The organism is Listeria rocourtiae FSL F6-920 (genome assembly GCF_000525975.1).
GTDB classification, from domain to species: domain Bacteria; phylum Bacillota; class Bacilli; order Lactobacillales; family Listeriaceae; genus Listeria_A; species Listeria_A rocourtiae.
Map to the genome: position 1 here is coordinate 44,222 of NZ_AODK01000021.1, position 24,015 is coordinate 68,236.

The 24,015-nt window shown below is 40.2% G+C and carries 20 protein-coding genes and 2 pseudogenes; 3 read left to right on the forward strand and 19 right to left on the reverse strand.

Annotated elements, in window-relative coordinates:
- Positions 1 to 34: 34 nt before the first annotated feature.
- The 7 genes from PROCOU_RS07945 to PROCOU_RS07975 all read right to left on the reverse strand — a co-directional run bounded on the left by PROCOU_RS07945 (position 35) and on the right by PROCOU_RS07975 (position 5,749).
- Positions 35 to 763: a MurR/RpiR family transcriptional regulator gene (locus PROCOU_RS07945; protein WP_036071241.1), complete on the reverse strand. Its 729-nt coding sequence runs from the start codon at positions 761 to 763 to the stop codon at positions 35 to 37.
- 100 nt (positions 764 to 863) lie between these two features.
- Positions 864 to 1,478, reverse strand: coding sequence for an NUDIX hydrolase (locus PROCOU_RS07950; RefSeq protein ID WP_051994290.1), 615 nt, complete (start codon positions 1,476 to 1,478; stop codon positions 864 to 866).
- Between the two features lie 56 nt (positions 1,479 to 1,534).
- Complete coding sequence (locus tag PROCOU_RS07955; RefSeq protein ID WP_036071247.1) at positions 1,535 to 2,194, reverse strand: DUF1129 domain-containing protein; 660 nt, start codon at positions 2,192 to 2,194, stop codon at positions 1,535 to 1,537.
- Between the two features lie 76 nt (positions 2,195 to 2,270).
- Positions 2,271 to 3,368 carry a hypothetical protein gene (locus tag PROCOU_RS07960; RefSeq protein WP_036071249.1) on the reverse strand — a complete coding sequence of 366 codons (1,098 nt, stop codon included), beginning with the start codon at positions 3,366 to 3,368 and terminating at the stop codon, positions 2,271 to 2,273.
- Positions 3,369 to 3,613: 245 nt separating this feature from the next.
- Entirely contained in the window at positions 3,614 to 4,465 is an 852-nt protein-coding gene (locus PROCOU_RS07965; RefSeq protein ID WP_036071251.1) for an ABC transporter permease subunit, read from the reverse strand.
- A 13-nt stretch (positions 4,466 to 4,478) separates the two neighbouring features.
- Positions 4,479 to 5,366, reverse strand: a complete 888-nt coding sequence (locus PROCOU_RS07970) for an ATP-binding cassette domain-containing protein (RefSeq protein WP_036071253.1) — start codon at positions 5,364 to 5,366, stop codon at positions 4,479 to 4,481.
- A 5-nt stretch (positions 5,367 to 5,371) separates the two neighbouring features.
- Positions 5,372 to 5,749, reverse strand: coding sequence for a GntR family transcriptional regulator (locus tag PROCOU_RS07975; RefSeq protein WP_036071255.1), 378 nt, complete (start codon positions 5,747 to 5,749; stop codon positions 5,372 to 5,374).
- A 188-nt stretch (positions 5,750 to 5,937) separates the two neighbouring features.
- On the opposite strand from PROCOU_RS07975, the gene gshAB reads away from it, so the two are divergent.
- The gene (gshAB, locus tag PROCOU_RS07980) at positions 5,938 to 8,265 is read left to right on the forward strand and encodes a bifunctional glutamate--cysteine ligase GshA/glutathione synthetase GshB (RefSeq protein ID WP_036071258.1); all 2,328 of its coding nucleotides are present in this window, start codon (positions 5,938 to 5,940) and stop codon (positions 8,263 to 8,265) included.
- 251 nt (positions 8,266 to 8,516) lie between these two features.
- Here gshAB and ychF read toward each other — a convergent pair whose 3' ends face one another.
- The 3 genes from ychF to PROCOU_RS07995 all read right to left on the reverse strand — a co-directional run bounded on the left by ychF (position 8,517) and on the right by PROCOU_RS07995 (position 11,992).
- On the reverse strand, positions 8,517 to 9,620 hold the full coding sequence (gene ychF / locus PROCOU_RS07985) for a redox-regulated ATPase YchF (RefSeq protein WP_036071260.1): 1,104 nt from the start codon (positions 9,618 to 9,620) through the stop codon (positions 8,517 to 8,519).
- 116 nt (positions 9,621 to 9,736) lie between these two features.
- Positions 9,737 to 10,438, reverse strand: a complete 702-nt coding sequence (locus tag PROCOU_RS07990; protein ID WP_036071262.1) for a hypothetical protein — start codon at positions 10,436 to 10,438, stop codon at positions 9,737 to 9,739.
- A gap of 93 nt (positions 10,439 to 10,531) precedes the next feature.
- Positions 10,532 to 11,992 carry a catalase gene (locus PROCOU_RS07995; RefSeq protein ID WP_036071265.1) on the reverse strand — a complete coding sequence of 487 codons (1,461 nt, stop codon included), beginning with the start codon at positions 11,990 to 11,992 and terminating at the stop codon, positions 10,532 to 10,534.
- Between the two features lie 340 nt (positions 11,993 to 12,332).
- Here PROCOU_RS07995 and PROCOU_RS08000 point away from each other — a divergent pair, with 340 nt between their 5' ends.
- Complete coding sequence (locus PROCOU_RS08000) at positions 12,333 to 13,508, forward strand: pectate lyase-like adhesive domain-containing protein (protein WP_133621002.1); 1,176 nt, start codon at positions 12,333 to 12,335, stop codon at positions 13,506 to 13,508.
- Positions 13,509 to 13,739: 231 nt separating this feature from the next.
- Complete coding sequence (locus PROCOU_RS08005) at positions 13,740 to 14,024, forward strand: hypothetical protein (RefSeq protein ID WP_036071271.1); 285 nt, start codon at positions 13,740 to 13,742, stop codon at positions 14,022 to 14,024.
- Between the two features lie 62 nt (positions 14,025 to 14,086).
- Here the strand turns inward: PROCOU_RS08005 and PROCOU_RS08010 are convergent, their stop codons facing one another.
- The 9 genes and pseudogenes from PROCOU_RS08010 to mnmE form a co-directional block, all read right to left on the reverse strand.
- Positions 14,087 to 14,278 (reverse strand): DUF951 domain-containing protein, encoded by a 192-nt coding sequence (locus tag PROCOU_RS08010; protein WP_036071274.1) that lies wholly within the window; start codon positions 14,276 to 14,278, stop codon positions 14,087 to 14,089.
- Positions 14,279 to 14,282: 4 nt separating this feature from the next.
- Entirely contained in the window at positions 14,283 to 15,140 is an 858-nt protein-coding gene (locus PROCOU_RS08015) for a ParB/RepB/Spo0J family partition protein (protein ID WP_036071276.1), read from the reverse strand.
- Entirely contained in the window at positions 15,133 to 15,894 is a 762-nt protein-coding gene (locus PROCOU_RS08020) for a ParA family protein (RefSeq protein ID WP_036071278.1), read from the reverse strand. The genes PROCOU_RS08015 and PROCOU_RS08020 overlap by 8 nt, the downstream gene beginning before the upstream one ends.
- Before the next feature lie 249 nt (positions 15,895 to 16,143).
- Positions 16,144 to 17,565 carry a DHA2 family efflux MFS transporter permease subunit gene (locus PROCOU_RS08025; protein WP_036071280.1) on the reverse strand — a complete coding sequence of 474 codons (1,422 nt, stop codon included), beginning with the start codon at positions 17,563 to 17,565 and terminating at the stop codon, positions 16,144 to 16,146.
- Positions 17,566 to 17,957: 392 nt separating this feature from the next.
- Positions 17,958 to 18,695, reverse strand: a complete 738-nt coding sequence (locus PROCOU_RS08030; RefSeq protein ID WP_036071282.1) for a helix-turn-helix domain-containing protein — start codon at positions 18,693 to 18,695, stop codon at positions 17,958 to 17,960.
- A gap of 176 nt (positions 18,696 to 18,871) precedes the next feature.
- A pseudogene (noc, locus tag PROCOU_RS08035) lies at positions 18,872 to 19,742 on the reverse strand (nucleoid occlusion protein).
- A 114-nt stretch (positions 19,743 to 19,856) separates the two neighbouring features.
- Positions 19,857 to 20,573 carry a 16S rRNA (guanine(527)-N(7))-methyltransferase RsmG gene (rsmG, locus tag PROCOU_RS08040; RefSeq protein WP_036071284.1) on the reverse strand — a complete coding sequence of 239 codons (717 nt, stop codon included), beginning with the start codon at positions 20,571 to 20,573 and terminating at the stop codon, positions 19,857 to 19,859.
- Between the two features lie 9 nt (positions 20,574 to 20,582).
- On the reverse strand, positions 20,583 to 22,469 hold the full coding sequence (gene mnmG / locus PROCOU_RS08045) for a tRNA uridine-5-carboxymethylaminomethyl(34) synthesis enzyme MnmG (protein ID WP_036071287.1): 1,887 nt from the start codon (positions 22,467 to 22,469) through the stop codon (positions 20,583 to 20,585).
- Between the two features lie 11 nt (positions 22,470 to 22,480).
- Positions 22,481 to 23,861: pseudogene (gene mnmE / locus PROCOU_RS08050) on the reverse strand (tRNA uridine-5-carboxymethylaminomethyl(34) synthesis GTPase MnmE).
- Between the last annotated feature and the right edge of the window lie 154 nt (positions 23,862 to 24,015).

The following is a 24,015-nucleotide window of genomic DNA, read 5'->3' on the forward strand; positions in this document are numbered from 1 at the left end:
CGTGGTTTTACCTACTCATCTTAGTATGTTTCTTTTATATTTGGTGTCTATTATATGTTTTTTTTGCCATCGCTTCTAATAAAAATAAAACTGGAATCTGTGTTGTAATATTCGTCTCATGGATCATTTCTTGAGTCACAAAATAAGGAATATTAACATCAGATAACCCTGCCAACGTGCTTTTACTAGAATTCGTAATGCTGATAATTTTGCTCCCATACTGCTTCATGTTCTGCGCCTGCAAAATAACCTGTGGCGTCTCCCCCGAAACTGACAAAATTACCATCACCGCATTATCAAATTGCTGTGCTGCATTTGGATAAAACGGGTCCTTAATATAAAACGTCCGCTTCTGTAAATTTGAGAAAAAACGCGAGCCATATTCTGCGAGAATTCCTGATGTTCCAATACCAACAAATACAACCAACTGCGCGTCATCAATAATGTCCACAGCCTTATCTAAACTCACATCGTAATCCCGACGCATTGTCCGCTCAAAAAACTCCTCCAAAACTTCAATCGTATCCGCTGTCCTCGTCTTCGTTTTCTCCTTTGATGCCTGTTTCAACTGCACCTTAAACTCCGAAAACCCATCATAACCCAGTTTCCTTGAAAAGCGAACAATCGAAGCTGCCGAGACATGCGTTTCATCTGCCAACTCTCGAACCCGCATGTACATCACCTTATCTCGATTGTCCATTATGTATCTGTATAAATGCAACTCCGTCTCAGTAAACTTACTCACGATTTCATAAGGAAACATTCATTACCCACCCTTTCAAATAAAGGTTTCACGACTTCATTATGTCACATTCCAAAATGAAAAGCTAGCCGTTATTTCCCGGGAAATAATTTACCATTGCCTATAATATTCCCCGTAACTCCATCGCATCGACCAATTTCCCATAATAATTATTTTCTTCCAGTGTAAACTGACGCATCCCCAACACCTCGTTTACAACCTCAATCCCATCATCACGTAGCTTAAACCCCTCCACGCGGAGTCCGTTCGATTCCCCTTTAAAAAATAATCGAAACTCTTGCAAATCCGCCGTCACCATTCCGCCAACCTCATCCTCCTGCAACTTGAAATCTGCCAAATTTCCAGCAAAACGATACAAAAAAACATGGCAAAACTCGCAATCCACAAATCCTGGAGAAACATAACTCGTATCAATCACACCCAAAGAAACCATCTCATCCATTTTCACATCGATTCCAAGCTCCTCTTTCACCTCACGAACCCCATCCAAAACCGTCTCATTCTCCATCAAATGCCCAGCAGCCGTAATATCATAAAGCCCAGCAAAATCCTTCTTCTGTTCACTTCGATACTGAATATAAATCCGCGTCAAATCCTCTGAAACAAACCAGCAATGAAATGTCTCATGCCATAAACCCTTGTGATGCACATCATCTCGACTCGCTGTCCCAATTTGCTGATGCTCCACGTTAAAAATTTTTAACTTTTCTACCACTATAATTCCCCCATCCATTAAAAGATGCTGCCCTAACTAAGAACAGCATCGACATCTTATAAATTCGGAATATTTTTCTTCTTCTTCAAGTAGAAACGCAATGCTAATAGCGCCGCCCCAACAATAACCGTTGGATACGGATCTAGCGCCACATTCCATTTCGCTGGAACAATCACTTGCACGACTGTCATAATCGTCATCCACACAAGAATAACAATCATCGCAATCAAGAGATACTTCCACGTTCCACCTTTTTCACCTTGACGCATAGCACCTGCATATTTACGCAATACCATCATCGCTCCACCACCGACAAGGAAGGTCACGAATAGGACAGCCAAACCTAGTGTCTGCCCTTGGAAAATCGCACTCACACCACTGATTAGCATCATCGCACCAAGTACGAGCAAACCACCATCCAGTGCAATCCACCATTTACCAGCAGTTTCACCAACTGGTGCTGCTTTTACAGTCAAAGCTTTCACGTATTCTGTAGGCGTCACATCGAATAATTTCCGCGCTGTCACACCTTGTTTTTGATTTTCAAGTACTTTCTCCGTCATTTCATAGATCAAATTCGCCTGCTGCTCCTCACCATATTGTCCCAAATCGCGAAGGTGCTTCTCCACTTCTTGGATATATTGCAAATTGCGCTTCGTCAAATTCGTCTTCATCTCGCCAATCTCAGGCTTCACTGTTTCTGCTTCTGTTGTCACCTATAAAATCCTCCCTCAAACATACTACCTCTATTATAACCCAATATACTCCCAGTAGAAATATATTTATAAAAAATTACGAACGTTTCCCGTAAAAAAACCGAGCTCCCGCAAATATAGAAACAATTACACTCACACTAAAAATCAACCAAAATACAACTAACCCTATCATCCCAGATAAATTCACAAAATCCTGAACCATATTCGCTACAAACATCCCGACCAAAGTTGCTAAACTAATAAGTCCCCAAACCCGCATTTCCGGAAAAACAAATAATTTCCCACTCGTCTCAAGCGATTCCCGTTCCGCAACCACGCTCGCAAAAGCAAGAAGCCCAGCCAACAATCCAAGTTGCAATAATAATGGTCCATAGGCAGGTCGAATAAATCCCAGCGGCTCCAAAACTCGTAAATAATCACCCACATACGGTAAATCCAGCGATGCACCTTTATTTATAAAGTCAGTAATATGAACTACAAACGCTAAAATCGTGCTCGGCAACAATACCAAACCCGCAGTCGCTAAAATTCCACCCAACGGCGAACCAATCACGTACCCCACAACAATTGGAAGCAAAAACAATAACAAATACGCCAACCAACTTCCCAAAACATCCATTATCAATTTTTGCTGATGAAAATCAATGAATTCTGTCGGAACCTGCGAAGAAAAATACCACAACCCCAGTCCCAAACTCACAAAATAACTCACCGTAATCACTGCAAAACCAAGCAATACCTTAACACCTAGAATCGCCTTTTTAGAATAAGGAATCACCGCTGTAAAATGATTCCCACGCGTATACCGCTCCAAAATCACCGAACAAATACCCAAAATCACCGACAATACAAGCGTCATCGTAAATGGCAGACTCACCATAAAGCTAAAGAAAAAATAGGTATATTGATTCGCGCTTTCCGACAAATTTGTCTCATACGCCAAATAACGCACCGTCAAATCATCCCGAATCTCTTGCTTCGTCATCGCAAAATCCGGGTCTACCTCCTGCTCTAATTGAAAGTCCTCCGATTTATAATGCATCTGATTCTTATTCCAAGTATTTGCCTCATTTACCAACCCAACGAAAAAGGCTAACAAAAACACTAGAAAAACAAGCGGAACAACCCACCTTATTCCCCGCCACTCCTTATACCACAACCCTTTTTGCCACATAAAACCGCCCCTATCTCCGAATCCACGTATTTCTGTAAAGCACCATATAACAAATCACTAAGCACCCAATAAACGATCCCGCTAATATAATGAGAAAAGTCATCATCGAAGGTAGCTCCGCCCGTCCATCACTAAACCAAAAATTAGCAACTAAAATAGCTCCACCAAATGAAACTAAAATCGCACACGAAACACGTAAATAAGAAAACGCCAAAACCTTTCCATTATTCTCAATTGAATATCGCTTATAGAAAAAATACCGAACCCACCCCAAACAAAACTAGTAAAATCAGTTGCAAAATAAACGGCCCATACTCAAACTCACTATTTCCAAAAATAACAAACACATTTGCATACGATGTCCAATTCGCAAATTTATCCAAGCTGGTATCTGGGTACAATAACTGCATTAAAATAAACCACACTGTGTAAATATACCTTGGCATAACCGTAATAATCAATAGCGTAATAACAGTCGCCAATAACTCACCCATAATCGTTCCAACGAAAACAGCTAGCACAAAAAGCAACAAAAACGTCCCTAAATTCCCAAACAATCCCAAGTATACTTTTTGCATATCTAAATCAATAAAATCGCTAGGTATTACCAAAAACAAATGCCTCAGTCCCAGCCACAAACTAATCCCATAAGCTACCGTGATGGACAGGCATCCCAACAATAGCTTCACGCCAATCATACTACTGCGCTTAAACGGTGCCGCCAGCGAAAAATGATCCTTCCTCGTATAACGCTCCCAGCTAACCATCGCCAACCCCAAAATCACGACCAAAATACTAAGCGCAAAATAAGACCTTGACATCGTGTATTGCGTTGAAAATTTATCCTCAGGGAATCCTGTTGTAAAATGGCTCAATGTCAAACTAGTCTTTACCTGCTCTGGAGTCATTTTACCATCACCATCTGCACGCTGTTGCTCTTGAAATCCATCTGACTGAAAATAATCATATTGCATCTGCCAATCCTTAGCATCCGAGTAAAGCCCACCAGTTTGTGCGTAAAGAAAGCCTAACACTAGAATTATCACAATCCACCACACACTGCGCGACTCTTTCATCCACAAACGCTTACTAAACAATGCTCCTCACCCCTCAAATCTCGTAGTAGTCCACCTTATCATCAGAAAGCCTAATTGTGAAAACATCCTCCATCGTAATTGCCATTTCCTGATACAAAATTGGCTCCACAAGCTTTAGCCTACTAACGAAATCATCCGTATTTTCAGTTACCAGCAATGTATAAATTCGTCCATTCCGTTGCAAAAGCTCAGATTCCTCTTTCACAAACGCAGGCACATGCTTTGACTTAAATGCTACTTGAATCTTAAGCGCAGTATCACGTAACGCCTCCAAATAATAATCCAGCTCAAGCGATGTTCCTTTTAAAACCAACACCCGATCCGCCACCATCTCTAGCTCATCCAAGCGATGCGATGCAATCAACACACTCGTTTTACGATCCGCAACCGTCTCCAAAATAAATTGCAACAACTGCTTCTTAACAATTACATCCAGGCCGTCCAGCGGTTCATCCAGCAATAAATAGCGTACATCTAAAGAAAATGCTAGTATCATAAAAAAGAGCGCTTTACGTCCCTTTGAAAACGACATCACTTTCGCTTTTGTTGGCAATTCAAAACGCTCCATTAACGTATTAAAAAATTCTTCATCAAACGTCGCATATACATTTTTATAAATTTTTACGACCGCTTTTACACTATACGTATTAAAATAATTCATGTTATCTTCCAAAAAGAAAATATTCTTCTTCAAAGCCGGGTTTTTGCGTAAATCTTGTCCATCCAGCATCACTTGACCAGCATCTGCTAAGTACATACCTGCAATGATTGAGAACAGCGTCGTTTTCCCCACACCATTGCGCCCAATCAACGCCGTAATTTCACCTGCTTTCAACTCAAATGAAATATTCTCTAGCACCAAATTACCCTCAATTCGCTTTGTGATTCTATCAATAATCATCTATTCTAACCCTCCAATCTCGTATAGCACTCTCCAATCAAATCCTGTAGCTCCTGCTCCTCAATTCGCAAATAATTCGCTTCCAAAACCAATTCCTCTAAATTCCGTTTAAACAAAGCAAGCGCCTCTTTATTTGGGTTATTGTCATTAACAAACGCTACATACGAACCCTTTCCAAGCTTGGTCTCGATAACTCCCAATCGCTCTAATTCCTTGTACGCCTTTCCCACTGTATTTGGATTCACTAAGATATGTGTCGACATTTCACGAACACTCATCAACTTGTCACCTGGTTGCAAAACGCCACTGATGCAATAGCCTCTAATTAGGGCCACAATTTGCTCATAAATCGGAACATGACTTTGAGAATTTAACGTATACATCTCAATCACTCTCCTCATGTGTACTATTGTAACTAGGACACTTCGAAAAGTAAAGTTTTTAATGACAAATGTTTCAAATACATTTCAGTAGTGTAATATTAGTAATCTAAAACCATTTTCTATACTATTGACATTAATTATTGTAAGATAAAGCTATTGAACAAAATGGACTACAAGAAGGTGAAATCGTGTTATATAAAAATGACAATTTGTTTCCAATACTAGAACAACACGCCGATTTGAAAAAAAGGCTTTTTAGCGGAAACTTTGGACTTGAAAAAGAAAATGTGCGAGTAGATGAAAACGGAAATTTATCACTTACACCACATCCCGCAATCTTTGGGTTAAAAGAGGAAAATCCCTATATTAAGACCGATTTTTCTGAAAGCCAAATTGAAATGATTACACCCGTGAGTGACTCTGTAGATGCGGTTTATACATCCTTAGAAAATCTTCAAAATATCGTATCAGACAGAGTTCGCGATGAATACTTATGGCCAAGTAGCAACCCACCAATCCTTCCAGCAGAACAAGATATTCCAATAGCTGTTTACCAAGACCCGAATTCAGCGAGCAGGCTCTATCGTGAGCATCTAGCCCGTGAATACGGCAAAAAAGTTCAACTTCTCTCTGGCATTCACTATAATTTCTCGTTCTCTGACGATTTTTTAGAACGATTGCACATAAGTATGGGTGGCGAAAAAACATTACAAGATTTCAAAAATCAGATTTACCTTAAAGTTGCTAAATATTTTATGCAAAATCGTTGGTTTCTGCTTTACTTAACGGGGGCAAGCCCAGTCTACCTACCAAATTTTCTGAATAAAACTCCCGACAACGAAGTTTCACGTGAAACACCTGACCTTGCGCTTCAAAATGGTATCTCCCTGCGCAATAGTCATGCTGGGTATAAAAATAAATGTTCTCTTCATGTCGATTATGATAGTTTTGACGACTATATCGCAAGCATCGAATCATGGATTGAGCAAGGTAAGATTGACAGTATGCGTGAACTTTACAATCCTATTCGGCTAAAAAATTCGAATACCGACCAGTCGCTTGCAGGTCTTGCTGAAGCTGGCGTTGAATACATCGAAATTCGATCTCTAGATTTAAACCCATTTGACCCGAATGGCATCACCAAAGAAATGTTGCATTTTATTCACCTACTACTAGTAAGTGGCCTATTGACCGAGAGCACTGCATTTGATCAGACGCAGCAAGAACAATCTGACATTAATGAAGAACGAATCGCAAGCAATGGCTTAAACAAGCCAGACATATATGTGAACGGATCAGAACTCCCCTTCAATCAAGCAGTTGAAAAACTTCTAACCGAAATGGAATATGTCGCAAAACTAACTGATGCAGTCGATTTTTCGAGTATTATCGAAGTACAACGCGACATAAGCAAAAACCCTGAGAAAACAATCGCATCACAAATCGTAACAACAAGCGACTCATTTGTATCCTTCAACCTTGAAAAAGCTAAAACCTATCTAGAACAAAGTATGCAGAACGCTTACAAATTGATAGGCTACGAAGATATGGAGCTCTCAACTCAAATCGTTTTAAAATCAGCGGTCACAAAAGGTTTATCAATTGAAATCCTAGATCGTGAAGAAAATTTCATTCGTCTCGAAAAGGGTGGTCAAGTCGAATATATCAAACAAGCCACTAAAACCGCGCGCGATAGCTATATTAGTGCACTCATAATGGAGAATAAGGTTGTTACAAAACAAATTTTAGCAGAACATAATATCGAAGTCCCACGTGGTCAGAATTTTTCAGATATCAATGATGCACGCAACAGCTTCAAATTATTCGCTGATAAGCCAATCGTTGTGAAGCCAAAATCAACTAATTTTGGTATCGGAATAAGTATTTTCAAAGACGGATTCACTCAAGAAAATTATGAAGAAGCTCTAAAAATTGCTTTTAGCTATGATTCATCTGTTATCATCGAGACCTATATACCTGGTGACGAATATCGCTTCCTAGTAATTGATGGCAAAATCGCTGGTATCTTAAAACGCGTTCCAGCTAACATCACTGGTGATGGCACCCGTACTATTTCCGAGCTCATCGACGAAAAAAACTTAGATCCATTGCGTGGTACCGATCATCTCAAACCGTTAGAAATAATCCAAAAAGGCCCAGAAGAAACACTCATGCTCTCCATGCAAGGATTCAGCATGTCTGATGTCCCGGAAAACGGCCAAATCGTATATCTACGCGAAAACTCGAATATTAGTACTGGCGGTGATAGCATCGATGTGACAAATTTAATTCATCCCTACTATCAAGAGCTAGCAATTGAATGTGCCAAAGCTGTTGATGCTAATTTATGCGGTGTCGATATCATTGTTTCACGTGAAACACTCCCTAACGGCCCCTATGCTGTGATTGAGCTCAATTTCAATCCGGCAATCCAGATTCACTCTTTCCCCTACCAAGGAGAAAATAGACGAATCGGTGATATCATTTTAGATTTTCTTTTTAAAGATCAATTATAATGCTTAAGCCTCTCACATCTATCGGGACGTGAGGGGTTTTTGCTTAACCTAAACAGATAACCTACTACGATTCATCACCAATCAGCCTCAAAGAATCCATCCAACTCTTGCTTTAAATACCACTTTCCTGTCTTTAAAATTTTTTACGAACGTAAAAAATCGTCTAACCACTTTCTGGTCAAACGATTTTTCCACTATATCACTCGATGGCACTGTAGCAAAAGAGGTATGCCAATCGACCTGCCGTAAATTTAAACATTAAACAAGAAATGAACTACATCTCCATCTTTCATTACATATTCCTTACCTTCTGAGCGCAGTCTTCCAGCCACTTTTGCGGCTTGCTCGGAACCGTGTTCTAGTAAATCATCGTATGAAACAACTTCAGCACGAATAAATCCACGTTCGAAATCGGTGTGAATTACGCCGGCACATGCTGGAGCTTTCATACCATTGCGGAATGTCCAAGCACGGACTTCTTGAACACCTGCCGTAAAGTAAGTAGACAAGCCAAGTAACGTATACGCCGCACGAATCAATTGATCCAAACCAGACTCCTCAATCCCTAGCGCTTCTAAAAATTCAGCTTTATCTTCCTCATCAAGCTCAGCAATCTCTTCCTCCGCACGCGCACAGATAACAATAACCTCTGAACCCTCACCAGCAGCTAATTCACGTACTTGTTGCACGTACTTATTATTATCCGGGTCGCCAACTTCATCCTCTGAAACATTGGCAACATACAATACCGGTTTACGAGTCAATAAAAACAAGCCACGAACAATTTTGTCCTCGTCATCATTAAACTCTATTGAACGTGCCGGTTTGTCATTTTCCAAAGCCTCTTTCAATTTCAAAAGAACATTGTATTCCGCAAGCGCATCCTTATCTTTTTGCTTCGTTGCTAGCTTTTCAACACGACCGATACGTTTATCAACCGTCTCCAAATCAGCCAAAACAAGTTCCAAATTGATCACTGCAATATCATCTAGCGGGTCAATACGGCCCTCAACATGCGTAATGTTCTCATCCTCAAAACAACGCGTCACATGACAAATCGCATCCACTTGGCGAATGTGAGATAAGAATTGATTTCCAAGTCCCTCACCTTTACTCGCGCCCTTCACGATTCCTGCAATATCCGTAAATTCGAATGTTGTCGGTACCGTTTTCTTTGGTTTCACAAGCTCCGTCAACTTGTTCAGACGCGCATCAGGAACTTCAACAACCCCCATATTAGGCTCAATCGTTGCGAAAGGATAGTTGGCCGCTTCCACTTTTGATTTTGTAATTGCGTTAAAAAGTGTCGATTTCCCAACGTTCGGAAGACCAACAATACCAGCTGTTAATGCCATTTAAATGAACTCCTTTGATCGAAAAGCTGTCTCGCTTTCCTCATATTATATTCCACTCATGTCTCTATTATAAAGGTTTTTCCAACAAAAAGACACAAGAATTTACCACACCTCACCTAAACCGTGCTCCCAATATCATTCAGCTTATTAATCTCCACATTCATGCTCGCCAACATATCAATCGACAATTCATCCATCACTTGCACCAACCGCTTCACAATTGTCTTATAACTTTCCAGCTCCTTGCGAAAACCCGCCGAATCCCCGACCAAAAGTTCATGCTCCATCGTACTCAAATATTTATTACTATAATTAAACGTCGACACAATCAATTTTACTTTCTCCAAGTCATCCGGAAAATAAATACTCATCAACTCAATCTCATGAATATACTTCTCCGTCTCATTCCTATTTTCAATCAACCGCGCCCGTATTTTCTCACTCTCCAACAACTGCCCAATATCCTTAATAAAACGCAGAATTTCCTCATTTTTATAAATCGCCGTATTGAGCAACCCATAAGTCTTCTCGATTTTCTGAAAAAGTAACTCCTTATACAAAAATTCTGCTTGAATCTGTCGCTCCTTTCGCGCATTCAAATCAATCTCATCCCGTAACGTCTTATTCTGATTTTTCGCCTCACTAAAAGCTAGCATTACTGCGCCAATAATCCCAAAAAATGTTCCAATAAAATTATACATCCCATCAATCGTCAGCTCATTATCAATACTCCCCGTCAAAACCGGCACAAAAATAAATAGCAAACCAACAATCATAATAACCAACATCAAAAAATGCTCCCTGATAAACCGCATCATATCGCTCATCTCCCTCTGCATTCCCTAATCTATTCCCCAGAAAGTTCAACAAAAAACCGACAGAGCACTTCACTCCATCGGTTCATCCAAAAATTATTTTAAATCAGCAATATGTTTCTCTAAGTCAACACCAGTTCCTTTTGCCACACGTTCAGCAAACACCGGCTCCACTTGGTAGAAATTACGCAAGTTACGAATTTTAATATCCTCGCGAACACCTTCCCAATCGCCAACAATATTATTCACCAGCGCATCACGTTCACCGTCAGAATAACGATTCCACACTTCACGCGCATGTCCAAAGTTATTCGGTTTCTGCTGCTCAATGCGACCAACTTTCCCAGCCATTAATTCTTGCTCATCTTCCACATAACGCGGTGTTTCTTTTGGCGTTGTATCATAACTATTTGGCTCATAGTTAATCGAACTCATCTGTTGTTTAAATGGCATTGCACCATCACGTTGATTATTATTCACATCCACTTTCGGACTATTAATCGGCAATTGCAAGTAGTTCGGTCCAACACGGTGACGCTGCGTATCTGAATACGAGAACAAACGTCCTTGTAACATACGATCCTCAGACGGCAAAATTCCAGGTACAAGCACACCAGGATTAAAACCAACCGATTCCGTTTCCGCAAAAATGTTCTCAGGATTGCGATTCAACACCATTGTCCCAACAAGCTCATACGGGAAAACATCCTCAAACCAATCTTTCGTTGCATCAAGTGGATTAAAATCATAGTTATCGATATCAGCAGGATCAAGCACTTGAATATAAAGATCCCACTCAGGGAAATCACCATTCTCAATCGCTTCATGGAAATCACGAGTAGCATGGCTAAACTCTTTCGCTTGAATTTGCGCCGCTTGGTCCGTAGAAAGGTTAACGATACCTGCTTTTGGCACCCAACGCATTTTAATATAAACCGTTTTGCCCTCCTCATTCGTCCATTTAAAAGCATGAACACTCGAACCACGAATTTGGCGGTAAGAAGCCGGGATACCCTCATCACTAAACAAATATGTAATCATCGTCGTAGCCTCAGGAGTCAAGCTGAAGAAATCCCAATAACGGTTAGCATCTTGCATATTCGTACTTGGATCCGGCTTCAAAGAATGAATAACATCTGGGAACTTAATCGCATCACGAATGAAGAATACAGGCAAATTATTACCTACAAAATCATAATTTCCCTCTTCTGTATAAAATTTAACCGCAAAACCACGTGGGTCACGCAATGTCTCCGGCGAATGCAAACCATGAATTACCGTTGAAAAACGAACAAAAACCTCTGTTTCTTTCCCCACTTCTTGTAAAAATGCTGCTTTCGTGTACTTCTTCATACTATTTTTAACTGTAAAAACACCATGCGCACCGATTCCACGAGCATGCACCACACGTTCAGGAACACGTTCACGATCAAAATGAGCTAGCTTCTCAATCAACACATAATCTTCTAATAATGTAGGACCACGATGTCCCGCCGTCATCGAATTCTGGTTATCCCCGATTGGAACACCTTGGTTTGTTGTTAATTTTTTACTCATTTCATCCAACCTCCGTTTTTATAATTATTATAAAGTAATACTAACTCCATTCTACAAAACATATCTACGGAACACAACTATTAGCTATTGGCAATCTAATTAGATAATGATACCGATTTCAAAAAGTATAATATTTTACTTATAAAACAGCAATAATATGCTAATAAAATCTAAAATATATCATATTTAACTAATAAAACGATTGCATTGTGATTCATTCATATTTTTTTCATTTTTTATCCACATAATTGTCACCCCTAAAAGAAGTTGTCGCATGGTATTATTGCCTGAGTTGCATTTTGGCCAAAACGTAGCAGTAAAAACAAAAGGAGAGAAAAAAATGAAAACAACAACAAAACTTGGTTTATCCGTTTTAACAGCAGCAATCCTCATCACACCGACAGTATTATCTTTTGGAGGGTATGCTTCTAGTACAATCGTACAAGCAGCTGATGTCAAGACAGTTACTGTCAACACCTTTGCTGAATTGAAAGCAGCTCTAGAAACATCACCAACAGATATCATCTCAATTAATGCTGACATCACAGCAACAAGCGATATCGCTATTTCAAAACAACATAACCCATTAGTTCGAGGTAACAATCACAAATTGGATATGGGTAAATATGTAATCAATGCCAAGCAATTTGGTGTTATCGCACTAGAGGATCTAACCATCGAGTCTACTGGCTCATACGGTATCTACCGCACGGACACAGATGGACAGCTTGCTCTTAACAACGTCACTTTCACTGGTAAACAAATCGCCTATGCTCCAAAAGGCGCTCTTACCTTCCACGGGACAACGAAAGTGACCACAACATCAACACTCGAAATCGCAAAAGTAAACACTATTATATTCGGTGAAAATGCAAGTTTCACAGCGACAACCACTGCCGATGCTTTCCTGATGGCACAAGCTAGTCCAAAAGTTTATGTCAGCAAAGGCTCAACAGTCAATATTACATCCACTAAAAAAGTGTTCAACATGACTGGTGCTACACCATTATTCTCTACAGAAGCTGGTTCCAAACTTACAACAAATTCTGTAGATGTCGCATTGTATATAAATGGTAAACCAAATTTTGGTGCTAACTCCAGTACTGAATTCAACCAAGATGCTACGGGAACAGTAGGATTAATCTATGCTTCTACTGGTATTGATGTTGAAAAAAACGCTAGCTTCATTCTAAATGGTAGTGCTAAATCCACGCAACTAATCAAAACAAGCAAATCTGCTATTTCATTTAACGATGTCGCTAATGTAGACTTGAAATCAAATAACGCAAAAGGTAGTATTTTTAACGTAAGTACTGGAAGTATTGTACAATTCAACACACCACAAACATTGACTCTTGGTACAAAAACAACAGATGCTACACTTACCTCGACAAACTTACGTGCTTCTTTCTCTGCATCTGGGACAAACTTATCTGTGCAATCATACATGGGTAATGACTATTCATTCATTAATTTTGACTACAAAACAATGGGCTCCTTCAAATTAACAAAATAAGGATGCTCTTGCACTCGATATGAATTCATGCTATTCTATAAGTAATTCATATTCTCGTTCCCGATAAGGGGAGTAGCAGTAATAATAGAGTCGTCAATACGGGGCAACCCCGGCTCTATTAGCAATGACATCATTGTTTGCGAGACCTTACGTTTCTTACGTAAGGTCTTTTTTGCATACTTTTTTGGGCAGCGCAGTTTATGAAAATCGCACAAAAGGAGATGGCTTTCAATGGCTTTATTCGATTTTTTAAAAGATATGGCATCAGATAAAGTAACAGATTTGCTTGGCGGTGCTGGTGATGTTGTTGATCAAGTAACTGGAGGGGCAACAGATTTGACAGAGCAGGCACAAAACTTAACAGAACAACTTAATCCCGAAGAAATCACCAGCCAAATTGGCGAACAAGCTGGTGGTATGATTGATCAAGTAACAGATAATGCAAATATCACGGAATCCCTTGGTGACGTTGGAAATATTGTGGATGGAATTAAAGATTTATTTGGTGGTAAGTAACCCAAAAAGCGTTGAATGAGTAGCTATATGCATCTCCTTCAACGCTTTTCATCTGTTATCCATTATTCAGCCTTCTCCAAAATCCGCTTCACTTTTTTCGTAAACTCGCGTCTCGGAATCATCACGCTATGCCCACAACCTTCGCATTTAATCCGAATATCCATGCCAAGCCGGATAATGCGCCAACGATTGGTGCCACAAGGATGTTGCTTCTTCATCTCAACAATATCATTTAAATTAAAATTCTGTTCCATATACTTAATCCTCATCAAACTGAACATCTAAAATCTCTAAAATGCGACCCAAATCATCCTCAGATAAAAATTCAATTTCAATTTTACCCTTGTTATCACGACGCTTAATAGAAACTGCTGTTCCAAATTTATCACGCAATTGCGATTCACTCTCTTTGATAAACACTGGAATTTTTTCTTGTTTTTTGGGTGTTTCACGTGAAACATTCCCATTCAAATCCCCAACTAATTTCTCCAGCTGACGAACCGTCAAACCATCTGCTACTGTCTTTTTAGCAATTGGTTTGATATTTTTCTTGTCCTTTAAGCCTAGCAAGGCACGCGCATGACCCATTGATAAGGAATCATCACGAAGCATCACTTGAACTTCTGCTGGCAAGGCAAGCAAGCGTACCATATTCGCGATATAAGGACGGCTTTTACCTAAACGATCTGCTAATTTTGCCTGCGTCAGCTCTAAGTTCTTCATTAGTAAATCATAGGATTCTGCTTCTTCAAGTACGGATAAGTCTTCCCGCTGTAAGTTTTCCAACACCGCTAACTCCATCATTTCTCGATCATCTAGTGATCTAACAACTGCTGGTATTGCCTCTAAACCAGCTTCCTTAGCTGCTCGAAAACGGCGCTCCCCGACAACAAGCTCGTAGCCTTTTGGTTCTGATTTGCGCAAGATAACCGGTTGTAAAATACCATGAAGCTTAATAGAATCGCGCAATTCGCGAAGTGCTGTAGGATCAAATGCTTTGCGTGGTTGATATGGATTCGGGCGGATTTCGCTAATAGAAATGTTTTGCACAGCTTCCTCATTCTGATCGACATTGTTGAACAACGCGCTAATTCCTTTTCCTAATCCTTTAGCCATGAGCAATCACTTCCTTTGCAAGATCTACATACACTTCCGATCCGCGAGATTTATCATCGTACAATATAATCGGTTTCCCGTGACTCGGCGCTTCACTAAGGCGAATATTACGTGGAATAATTGTTTCAAAAACTTTATTTTGGAAGTATTTCTTTACCTCATCAATGACTTGAATACCCAGATTAGTTCTAGCATCGAGCATTGTTAGTAATACCCCTTCAATTTGTAAGTCCTCATTCAGATGTTTTTGGACAATCCGAATCGTATTTAATAACTGGCTCAGACCCTCTAATGCGTAGTACTCGCACTGAACTGGTATTAAAACCGTATCAGACGCAGTAAGAGCGTTTAGCGTAAGTAACCCTAAGGATGGCGGACAATCAATAATCACATAATCATACTCATCACGAACAGAATCAATCGCTTTTTTCAGACGAATTTCACGCGATATAGCGGGAACAAGCTCAACTTCTGCACCAGCAAGTTGAATCGTAGCAGGAACCACATTTAGCGTTTCCATCTCTGTTGGTTTAATAACATCTTTCAAGGCAACGTCATCCACAAGCACATCGTAAACACAATGCTCTATTTCGCCTTTATTAATGCCAACCCCACTCGATGCATTCCCTTGAGGATCGATGTCCACAAGCAGTACTTTTTTACCTAGAAACGCAAGACTAGAACTTAGGTTAACAGATGTCGTCGTCTTACCTACGCCACCTTTTTGATTTGCTAGTGCAATCACTTTGCTCAATCTATTTCACCAACCCTCACATATTGTTTGTAACACCGAACGCGAAAAAACTTTATTTTAGATGATTCACCATCAAACCCCATCGTGTAGACAAAATATAGAGGTTTAATGACGAAAATCAATATTTGTCGGCGCGTTGCTTCTCATAGTCTATTCTATCAAAAATTTAAGGTTTAGTCCTACTTTATGCGAAAATAAATTTGATGATAAGCAAAAGCCGTGCCTGAATTTTATCGACACGGCTTGTTTTTATGCTTTTTTGCGAATAAATAATGATATTATCAAACCAATAATCGCCATCACAAGGCCAAACGTAAATGCGCTACGTGAGCCCTCAACAAGTGATGCCGCTAAGTCTTGCGGACCTGGATTCACTACGGTTGCCATGTACGCTTTTTGACCAGCCGACATAATCGTGATTGCCACCGCTGTACCAATTGCACCTGAAACTTGTTGCAACGTGTTCATAATTGCTGTTCCATCGGGATACATTTTTGGTGGCAGCTGGTTTAAGCCATTTGTTTGTGCAGGCATCATAATCATACATACGCCAATCATGAGCGCACTGTGCAAGATTACGATTGTAACAGCTGTTGTTTCTAGCGTAATTTGCGTTAAAAACCACAAAGTTACCACGGATACGATAAATCCTGGAACAACTAGTACACGTGCACCAAAGACATCGAATAAACGCCCTGTAACAGGTGATAACAAGCCGTTTATGACACCACCTGGCAAAAGTACCAAACCAGCTGAAAATGCCGCTAAAGCTAGTCCTGTTTGCAAATAGAGCGGTAATAAAATCATTGTTGACAGGATAATCATGAATGCAATGAATACGATTAATAATCCAAGCGTAAACATCGGAAACTTGAAAACACGCAAGTCCATCATTGGCTCATCCATCGTAAGCTGACGCCAAGAAAAGACAGCTAAACTGATGACTCCAATAAGCATCGTGGTAATAACTAATACACTACCCCAGCCACTCTCGCCAGCACTACTAAAGCCATATACAATTCCCCCGAAACCAAGCGTTGATAAGATAATCGAAAAAATATCAATTCGCGGTTTCGTAACCTCAGACACATTTTTCATATAACGCAGTCCAAACAGTAACGAAAAAACTAGAAACGGTAAAGCAATCCAGAAAATCCAATTCCACGTTAAATTTTCAATAATTAGTCCTGAAATAGTTGGTCCAACTGCGGGTGCAAACATAATAACAAGCCCGATAAGTCCCATCGCTGATCCACGTTTATGCTCTGGAAAAATAACCAATATTGTGTTGAACATTAGTGGTAGCAAAAGCCCCGTTCCAATCGCTTGGATAACCCGTGCGACCATTAGCACACCGAAATCTGGTGCCAATGCAGCAATAAGCGTTCCTACTATCGAAAACCCGACAGCTGCAAAAAATAATTTTCGTGTGGTAAACCACTGTAATAAGAGTCCTGAAACTGGTACTAAAATACCCAGTGTTAGCAAATATCCAGTCGTTAACCACTGAATTGTTGCTGAACTCACACCAAACACTCGAATCAAATCCGTAAGTGCCATATTTAAAGCTGTTTCACTGAACAAACCTATAAATCCTGCAATGAGAAAAGCTGTGACAATCGGTATCGTCTTAAACTCCTGTCTTTCTTGCGCTGTTACTGTCCTACTCAAAGAAATTCCCCCTCTTCACCTTCATTTGCGTGAAGTCTTCATTTTAAAGGTTTTCGAGACTAAAGTCAAGAAAATAAGAACGTATGTTTTTATTTATGTTAGAGTGCTTACTAACATGGGAATGCTCCAAACTCTTCTTCCATATAATGAGCTAACCTTCAAGAGCAAAAAGAGTCCGTCAAGAGCAGATTCTCGAAAGACAGATGACAGGTAATAGATAGGGTTAAGGTACAGACTTCTCTACAGAAAAAAGACGTATTAAAAATCTAGTTTCTGATTTTTAATACGTTTTTTTCTACTTCAATAATCTGTAAAATAAACAGGATTCATGCCCTCTTTTTAGAAGGAGCTATGAAGCCCTGCTTAACACACCTCAAACGAAAAAGCTCTATTTAGTGAATTGACATATGATCATCTTTAAAATCTGTCGAAACATCCAATACTTCACACGCCTTTTGATACATACGGACGGTCATATCCGGATCCCCTGCTTCCAATCGCGAAATCACAAGCGGCGATAAATCTGATTTTAGACTTAAATCCAACTGCGACCACTTCTTTTTCACGCGTTTTGCAAAGATAAATTGACCCAAGCGCGCCGAAAAACTATCTAAATAGTGAACAATCGCCTCATTCTGCCACGCCAATTCTTTCAAAGATTCAAATTCATAATCATCCTTACCAATACTCAAGCTAGCTTCTGCACGCCGAAGGAAAATTCGCTTTACCTCTTCTCGATAAGCAGCCATTTTATCATTGAATGGGTTGCGATCTTTGAAATAACCTTTTACGAAACAATAGTATGTTTCTGTATCCGAAAAAGCCGTAAAATAGAGCATACGACAATTCTTGTCTTTAAAATGGACTTTCATTTCCTCAATTGGTTGGTCAATCGTTGTTTCGATTTTATTCGTTTGTAAAGAGTATGATTGATTTTTACCTATTGTTAAGTGAACTTCTGGTAATATCTGTTTGCCCGTTGTTAATTTCCTCGTTTCCGCTTTTTCTAGCTGCATTAAACCTTGCAATAAAAGGGTCGACATTAAAGGTTGTTCTTGAATTAAACTGTGCAGGAAATCATATGCTTGAAATTCATCTTGTTCATCTCTTACAAAAATTATTTTCGCCATATTATTCGCAGTAACACCTCACGAGTGCACCGCTTCCCTCCTCTATCTATCGGTATATCTTCATTGTATAGGTTTTCATGAAAAATTGCACCTTACTTGCGCGTACTAATCATAATTCTTCTTTTTGCCTACATCAAAAAACAGACATCCTTTTTTGGAAATCTGTTTTGATTACATTATTTAGCTTTTTGTTTAGGAATTTGAATCGTAATTTGATAATAATCATCAGACTCTTCTTCTTCCATCTGTAAATCCATTCCATTATCTTTTACCATTGTAATTGATTGTTTGATTGTATTTACCGCAATCCTAACATCACGGCTAATTGCTTGGCGCTTTGGTTTCATTTTTTTTAGGCTTAGATTCAGGCTCAGTAATTAAAGCCTGAATTTGCTGTTCTGTTTCTTTTACGTTCCACTTATTTTCGATTATTTTAGCTAAAATATCTACTTGCTGCTCTTCTGTTTCTAGTACTAGCAAAGAACGACCGTGACGCTCTGATATTTGCTTATCTAAAACTGCTTGTTGCGCTACTTCTGGCAATCTCAGCAATCGCAATTTATTCGCAATCGCAGACTGGCTTTTGCCGACACGTTGCGCTAATGCTTCTTGTGTAACTTCTTGCATATCCAACAAACTTTGATACGCCTTCGCTTCCTCGATTGGCGTCAGCTCTTCGCGTTGCAGGTTTTCAATCAAAGCAATTGCTGCAACCTCATCATCAGTTAAGTTTTGAACGATAGCTGGAATCGTGTCCCAATCTAATGACGAAACTGCTCGGAATCGACGTTCACCAGCAATAATTTCGAATTTTTCGGGCTCATATTCGCGCACAACAATCGGTTGAATTACGCCGTGAATCCGGATTGTTCTAGCTAATTCTTCAATTTTGGACGAATCAAAAACCGTTCTGGGCTGATAGCGATTCGGAACGATGGATGCGACAGGAAGTTCTACGATTTGTTGCACGAATTCCTCCACGGTTTCTTCCGTTTCAATCTCAATATATTCCTTATCTTTCTTTCCGAATAAGCGCGAAAAAGGCATTCTTAAACCATCCCTTCTAAAATTAAGCCTGCTGCCAGTAGTTTCAAGCATGAGTATCATCACACTTTATACACTGTCCATTTTAGCAGAAAATTGCTGATAAATACATGCTTTTCATTCAATTGGTTGTTTATTAGGCGTACCAGATTTACGAGGGTACTTATTGGGCGTTTCTTTCACTTTTTCAATCAAGTATAGATTACGCTCACTCTCCTCAATTGGCAATGAAAACGCATAATGATTCTTCACTTTTCCGCCAAGCGTTGCGATTGCTTTCGCACCAATTTTCAACTCCTGCTCCGCCTGCATCCCTTTCATCGCTAAGAAAAATCCACCCTTTTTGACTAGCGGCAAACAAAGCTCGGTCAGTACGCTCATTCTAGCTACTGCGCGTGCTGTTACTAAGTCGAAGCTACCACGAAATGCTTTATTTTGTCCAAACTCCTCTGCTCTTGCATGGTGAAAGTGAATATTCTCCAGCTTCAATTCACTAGCAAGTGCATCTAAAAAAGTCATCCTTTTTTGCAAAGAATCAACAATCGTAACATCCAAATCAGGAAAACAAATCTTGATTGGAATACTTGGAAAACCTGCACCCGCGCCAACATCACAAATCATCCCTACATCTTTGAAATCAACATAAAAAGCCGCAGAAATCGAGTCATAAAAGTGCTTCAAATAAACTTCATCACGCTCTGTTATAGCAGTTAAATTCATTTTTTCATTCCACTCTACAAGCATCGTAAAATACTGATTAAACTGCTCCATTTGCGCATCTGATAACTCGATTCCTTGTTGCAATAACTGTTCTCTAAACTGTTCTGGATTCACGTTTTCTCCTCACTTCGTCTTTGCGATTTTGCCTTGCTCTATATATACTAACAAAATGGAAATATCTGCTGGATTCACACCTGAAATACGGCTAGCTTGTGCGATAGAAAGCGGTTGGATTTTCTTTAATTTCTCCAAAGCTTCCGTTGCCAAGCTACCAATCGCATCATAATCTATGTTCTCAGGAATTTTCTTGCCTTCCATACGCTTCATTTTTTCCACTTGGCTTAATGATTTCTCAATATAACCTTCATATTTAATCTGAATTTCGACCTGCTCTTCAATATCTGCGGTCAATGATGTTTCACGTGGAACAATTTCCATCAAAATATCATACGTAATCTCTGGACGACGTAAGAAATCTGCAGCTAAAACGCCATCTTTGAGCTCTGTGCTCCCCATATCGACTAACATTTTCTGAACAGCCGCAGTTGGTTTGATTCGAGTTGTTTTCAATCGTTGTTTTTCAGCCTCAATTGCTTCACGTTTTGCCACAAAGCGAGCATAACGCTCATCGCTAATCAAACCAATTTCATGACCAATTTCAGTCAAGCGCAAATCTGCATTATCATGACGCAACAACAAACGATACTCAGCTCGAGAAGTAAGTAATCTGTAAGGCTCATCTGTCCCTTTAGTCACGAGATCATCAATCAAAACACCAATATAACCTTGATCACGTCCCAAAACAACCGGCTCTTTCCCAGATGCACGACGCGCTGCATTAATTCCAGCCATTAATCCCTGACCAGCGGCCTCTTCGTAACCACTTGTACCATTCAATTGACCCGCTGTATACAAGTTCTCAATGCGCTTCGTTTCAAGTGATGGCCACAGTTGCTCTGGCATCACCGCATCATATTCAATCGCATAACCAACACGCATCATTTCGACATTTTCAAGGCCAGGAATCGTTGACAACATCTCGCGCTGCACATCTTCTGGTAAACTTGTCGACAAACCTTGCACATAAACCTCCTCTGTATTACGCCCCTCAGGCTCTAGGAAAATTTGATGACGCGGCTTATCACTAAAACGCACAATCTTATCCTCAATAGATGGGCAATAACGCGCACCAGTACCCTTTTTAGTTGCAGTAAACATCGGCGAGCGATGCAAATTTTTCTCAATAATTTGATGTGTTCCCTCATTTGTATATGTCAGCCAACATGGTAACTGATCCATGATAAAGTCCACTGTTTCATAACTAAACGCACGCGGAACATCATCGCCAGGTTGCTCTTCCGTTTTCGAATAATCAATCGAACTCGATTTCACACGCGGTGGCGTACCTGTTTTAAAACGACGTAGTTCAAAACCTAATTCCTCCAAATGCTCTGAAAGCTTGATAGAAGGTTGCTGGTTGTTCGGACCACTAGAATAGCGCAACTCTCCCACAATAATCTCACCACGCGAAAATGTACCTGTTGTTAGTACAACCGTTTTTGCATAATAAATCGCGCCACTGTTCGTAATAACACCTTTACAAACACCATCCTCAACGACAAGACGATCTACTAAACCTTGACGTAGTGTGATATTTTCTTCTTTTTCAATCGTATGCTTCATTTCGTGTTGATAATCCCATTTATCCGATTGCGCACGCAAAGCACGGACCGCAGGACCTTTCCCAGTGTTTAACATTCGCATTTGAATATGCGTTTTATCTGTATTTCGACCCATTTCACCGCCAAGCGCATCGATTTCACGCACAACAACACCTTTCGCAGGCCCGCCCACAGAAGGATTACATGGCATGAAAGCCACCATATCTAAATTAATCGTTAGTATCAATGTTTTCGCGCCAATTCGACCACTCGCAAGGCCTGCTTCCACGCCCGCATGTCCCGCACCAACCACAATAACATCGTAGTGCCCCGCATCATAAGTTTGCATATTCTACCACATCACTTTCCTAAACAAAATTGATTAAATAACTGATCCAGTAACTCATCTTGAACCGATTCACCGATAATTTCACCAAGCAAATCCCAAGCTCTCGTCATATCAATCTGAACAATATCCACCGGCATTCCAGCTTCCACGCCATCAATAACTGCCTCAATAGCTCCAATTGCCTCATGCAAAAGCGCAATATGACGTGCGTTTGAAACATATGTCGCATCCCCAGCATCAATTTCACCCGCAAAAAATAAATCCTTAATCGCAAGTTCGAGCTGCGTAATTCCCGCATCATTCACAAGCGACGTCTCGACAACTGGATTATCCTTAGCAAGCTCCCGAACCCTTGCTACATCGATATTTTGCATCAAATCTGTTTTATTCAAAACAACTACAAAATTATGTCCCTTGACCGCCTCAAACAAAGCTTCGTCTTCCACACTGAGCGACTCATTCTGATTCAAAACTAGCAAAATAAAATCTGCTTCCTGCAAAGCTTTGCGCGATCGTTCCACGCCAATTTTTTTCAACAATATCTTCTGTTTCACGAATTCCTGCTGTATCAATTAGGCGTAACGGCACCCCTCGAACATTCACATACTCCTCAATAATATCACGAGTCGTCCCCGCAATATCGGTCACAATTGCCTTTTCCTCCTGAATAAGCTGATTTAAAAGCGATGATTTGCCAACATTCGGTCGACCAATAATCGCTGTCGCCAGTCCCTCACGCAAAATTTTGCCCTGCTGTGCCGTCAATAACAACTGTTCCACAGAAGCCCGCACCAATTGCGCCTTTTCCACCAACATCCGTTGTGTCATCTCTTCCACATCATCATATTCTGGATAATCTATATTCACTTCGACTTGCGCCAAAGCATCTAAAATTTCCTGTCTCAAATTTCTAATCAAACGTGACAAACTGCCATCCATTTGCTGCAACGCAACACCCATCGCTCGATCTGTTTTCGCACGAATCAAATCCATCACAGCCTCGGCTTGCGACAAATCAATCCGTCCATTTAAAAAAGCTCGTTTCGTAAACTCTCCTGGTTCCGCCAATTTTGCTCCATATCTAAGCAATAATTGCAACACACGGTTCACAGAAACAATCCCACCATGCGCATTAATTTCAACCACATCTTCCCTAGTAAATGTCCGCGGCGCACGCATTACGGTAGCCATGACCTCCTCGACTGTCTCTCCTGTACTTGGGTCTATAATATGCCCATAGTGTATCGTATGGCTTTCCATCTCATTCAGTGGTTTCTGCGCACAAAAAATGCGATCCGCTACTTGAATCGCCTCATCACCGCTCAAACGAATAATAGCTATGGCTCCCTCGCCTGGCGGTGTTGAGATTGCAGCAATTGTATCAAATTCCATTCTTTACCCTCACCTTCCTAGGAAAAATCAGCTCACGAAAAAGTCCGATTTCCTACTCGAATAAATTTTGGCACATGACCTGTGCATATCATCAACATTTGCTCCGCTTTCACCAAAGCTAATAATGATTGGTTATATAATTATTAAAAAAAGT

What these genes read in the sequence shown, in the direction of transcription:
- PROCOU_RS08010 (WP_036071274.1), bottom strand. Translation starts at nt 14,278, where the DNA reads ATGGAACAGAATTTTAATTTAAATGATATTGTTGAGATGAAGAAGCAA.
- PROCOU_RS08005 (WP_036071271.1), top strand. Translation starts at nt 13,740, where the DNA reads ATGGCTTTATTCGATTTTTTAAAAGATATGGCATCAGATAAAGTAACA.
- mnmG (WP_036071287.1), bottom strand. Translation starts at nt 22,469, where the DNA reads ATGCAAACTTATGATGCGGGGCACTACGATGTTATTGTGGTTGGTGCG.
- PROCOU_RS08000 (WP_133621002.1), top strand. Translation starts at nt 12,333, where the DNA reads ATGAAAACAACAACAAAACTTGGTTTATCCGTTTTAACAGCAGCAATC.
- PROCOU_RS07960 (WP_036071249.1), bottom strand. Translation starts at nt 3,368, where the DNA reads ATGTGGCAAAAAGGGTTGTGGTATAAGGAGTGGCGGGGAATAAGGTGG.
- PROCOU_RS07995 (WP_036071265.1), bottom strand. Translation starts at nt 11,992, where the DNA reads ATGAGTAAAAAATTAACAACAAACCAAGGTGTTCCAATCGGGGATAAC.
- PROCOU_RS07970 (WP_036071253.1), bottom strand. Translation starts at nt 5,366, where the DNA reads ATGATTATTGATAGAATCACAAAGCGAATTGAGGGTAATTTGGTGCTA.
- PROCOU_RS07945 (WP_036071241.1), bottom strand. Translation starts at nt 763, where the DNA reads ATGTTTCCTTATGAAATCGTGAGTAAGTTTACTGAGACGGAGTTGCAT.
- ychF (WP_036071260.1), bottom strand. Translation starts at nt 9,620, where the DNA reads ATGGCATTAACAGCTGGTATTGTTGGTCTTCCGAACGTTGGGAAATCG.
- PROCOU_RS08015 (WP_036071276.1), bottom strand. Translation starts at nt 15,140, where the DNA reads ATGGCTAAAGGATTAGGAAAAGGAATTAGCGCGTTGTTCAACAATGTC.
- PROCOU_RS07990 (WP_036071262.1), bottom strand. Translation starts at nt 10,438, where the DNA reads ATGATGCGGTTTATCAGGGAGCATTTTTTGATGTTGGTTATTATGATT.
- PROCOU_RS08030 (WP_036071282.1), bottom strand. Translation starts at nt 18,695, where the DNA reads ATGGCGAAAATAATTTTTGTAAGAGATGAACAAGATGAATTTCAAGCA.
- PROCOU_RS07975 (WP_036071255.1), bottom strand. Translation starts at nt 5,749, where the DNA reads ATGTATACGTTAAATTCTCAAAGTCATGTTCCGATTTATGAGCAAATT.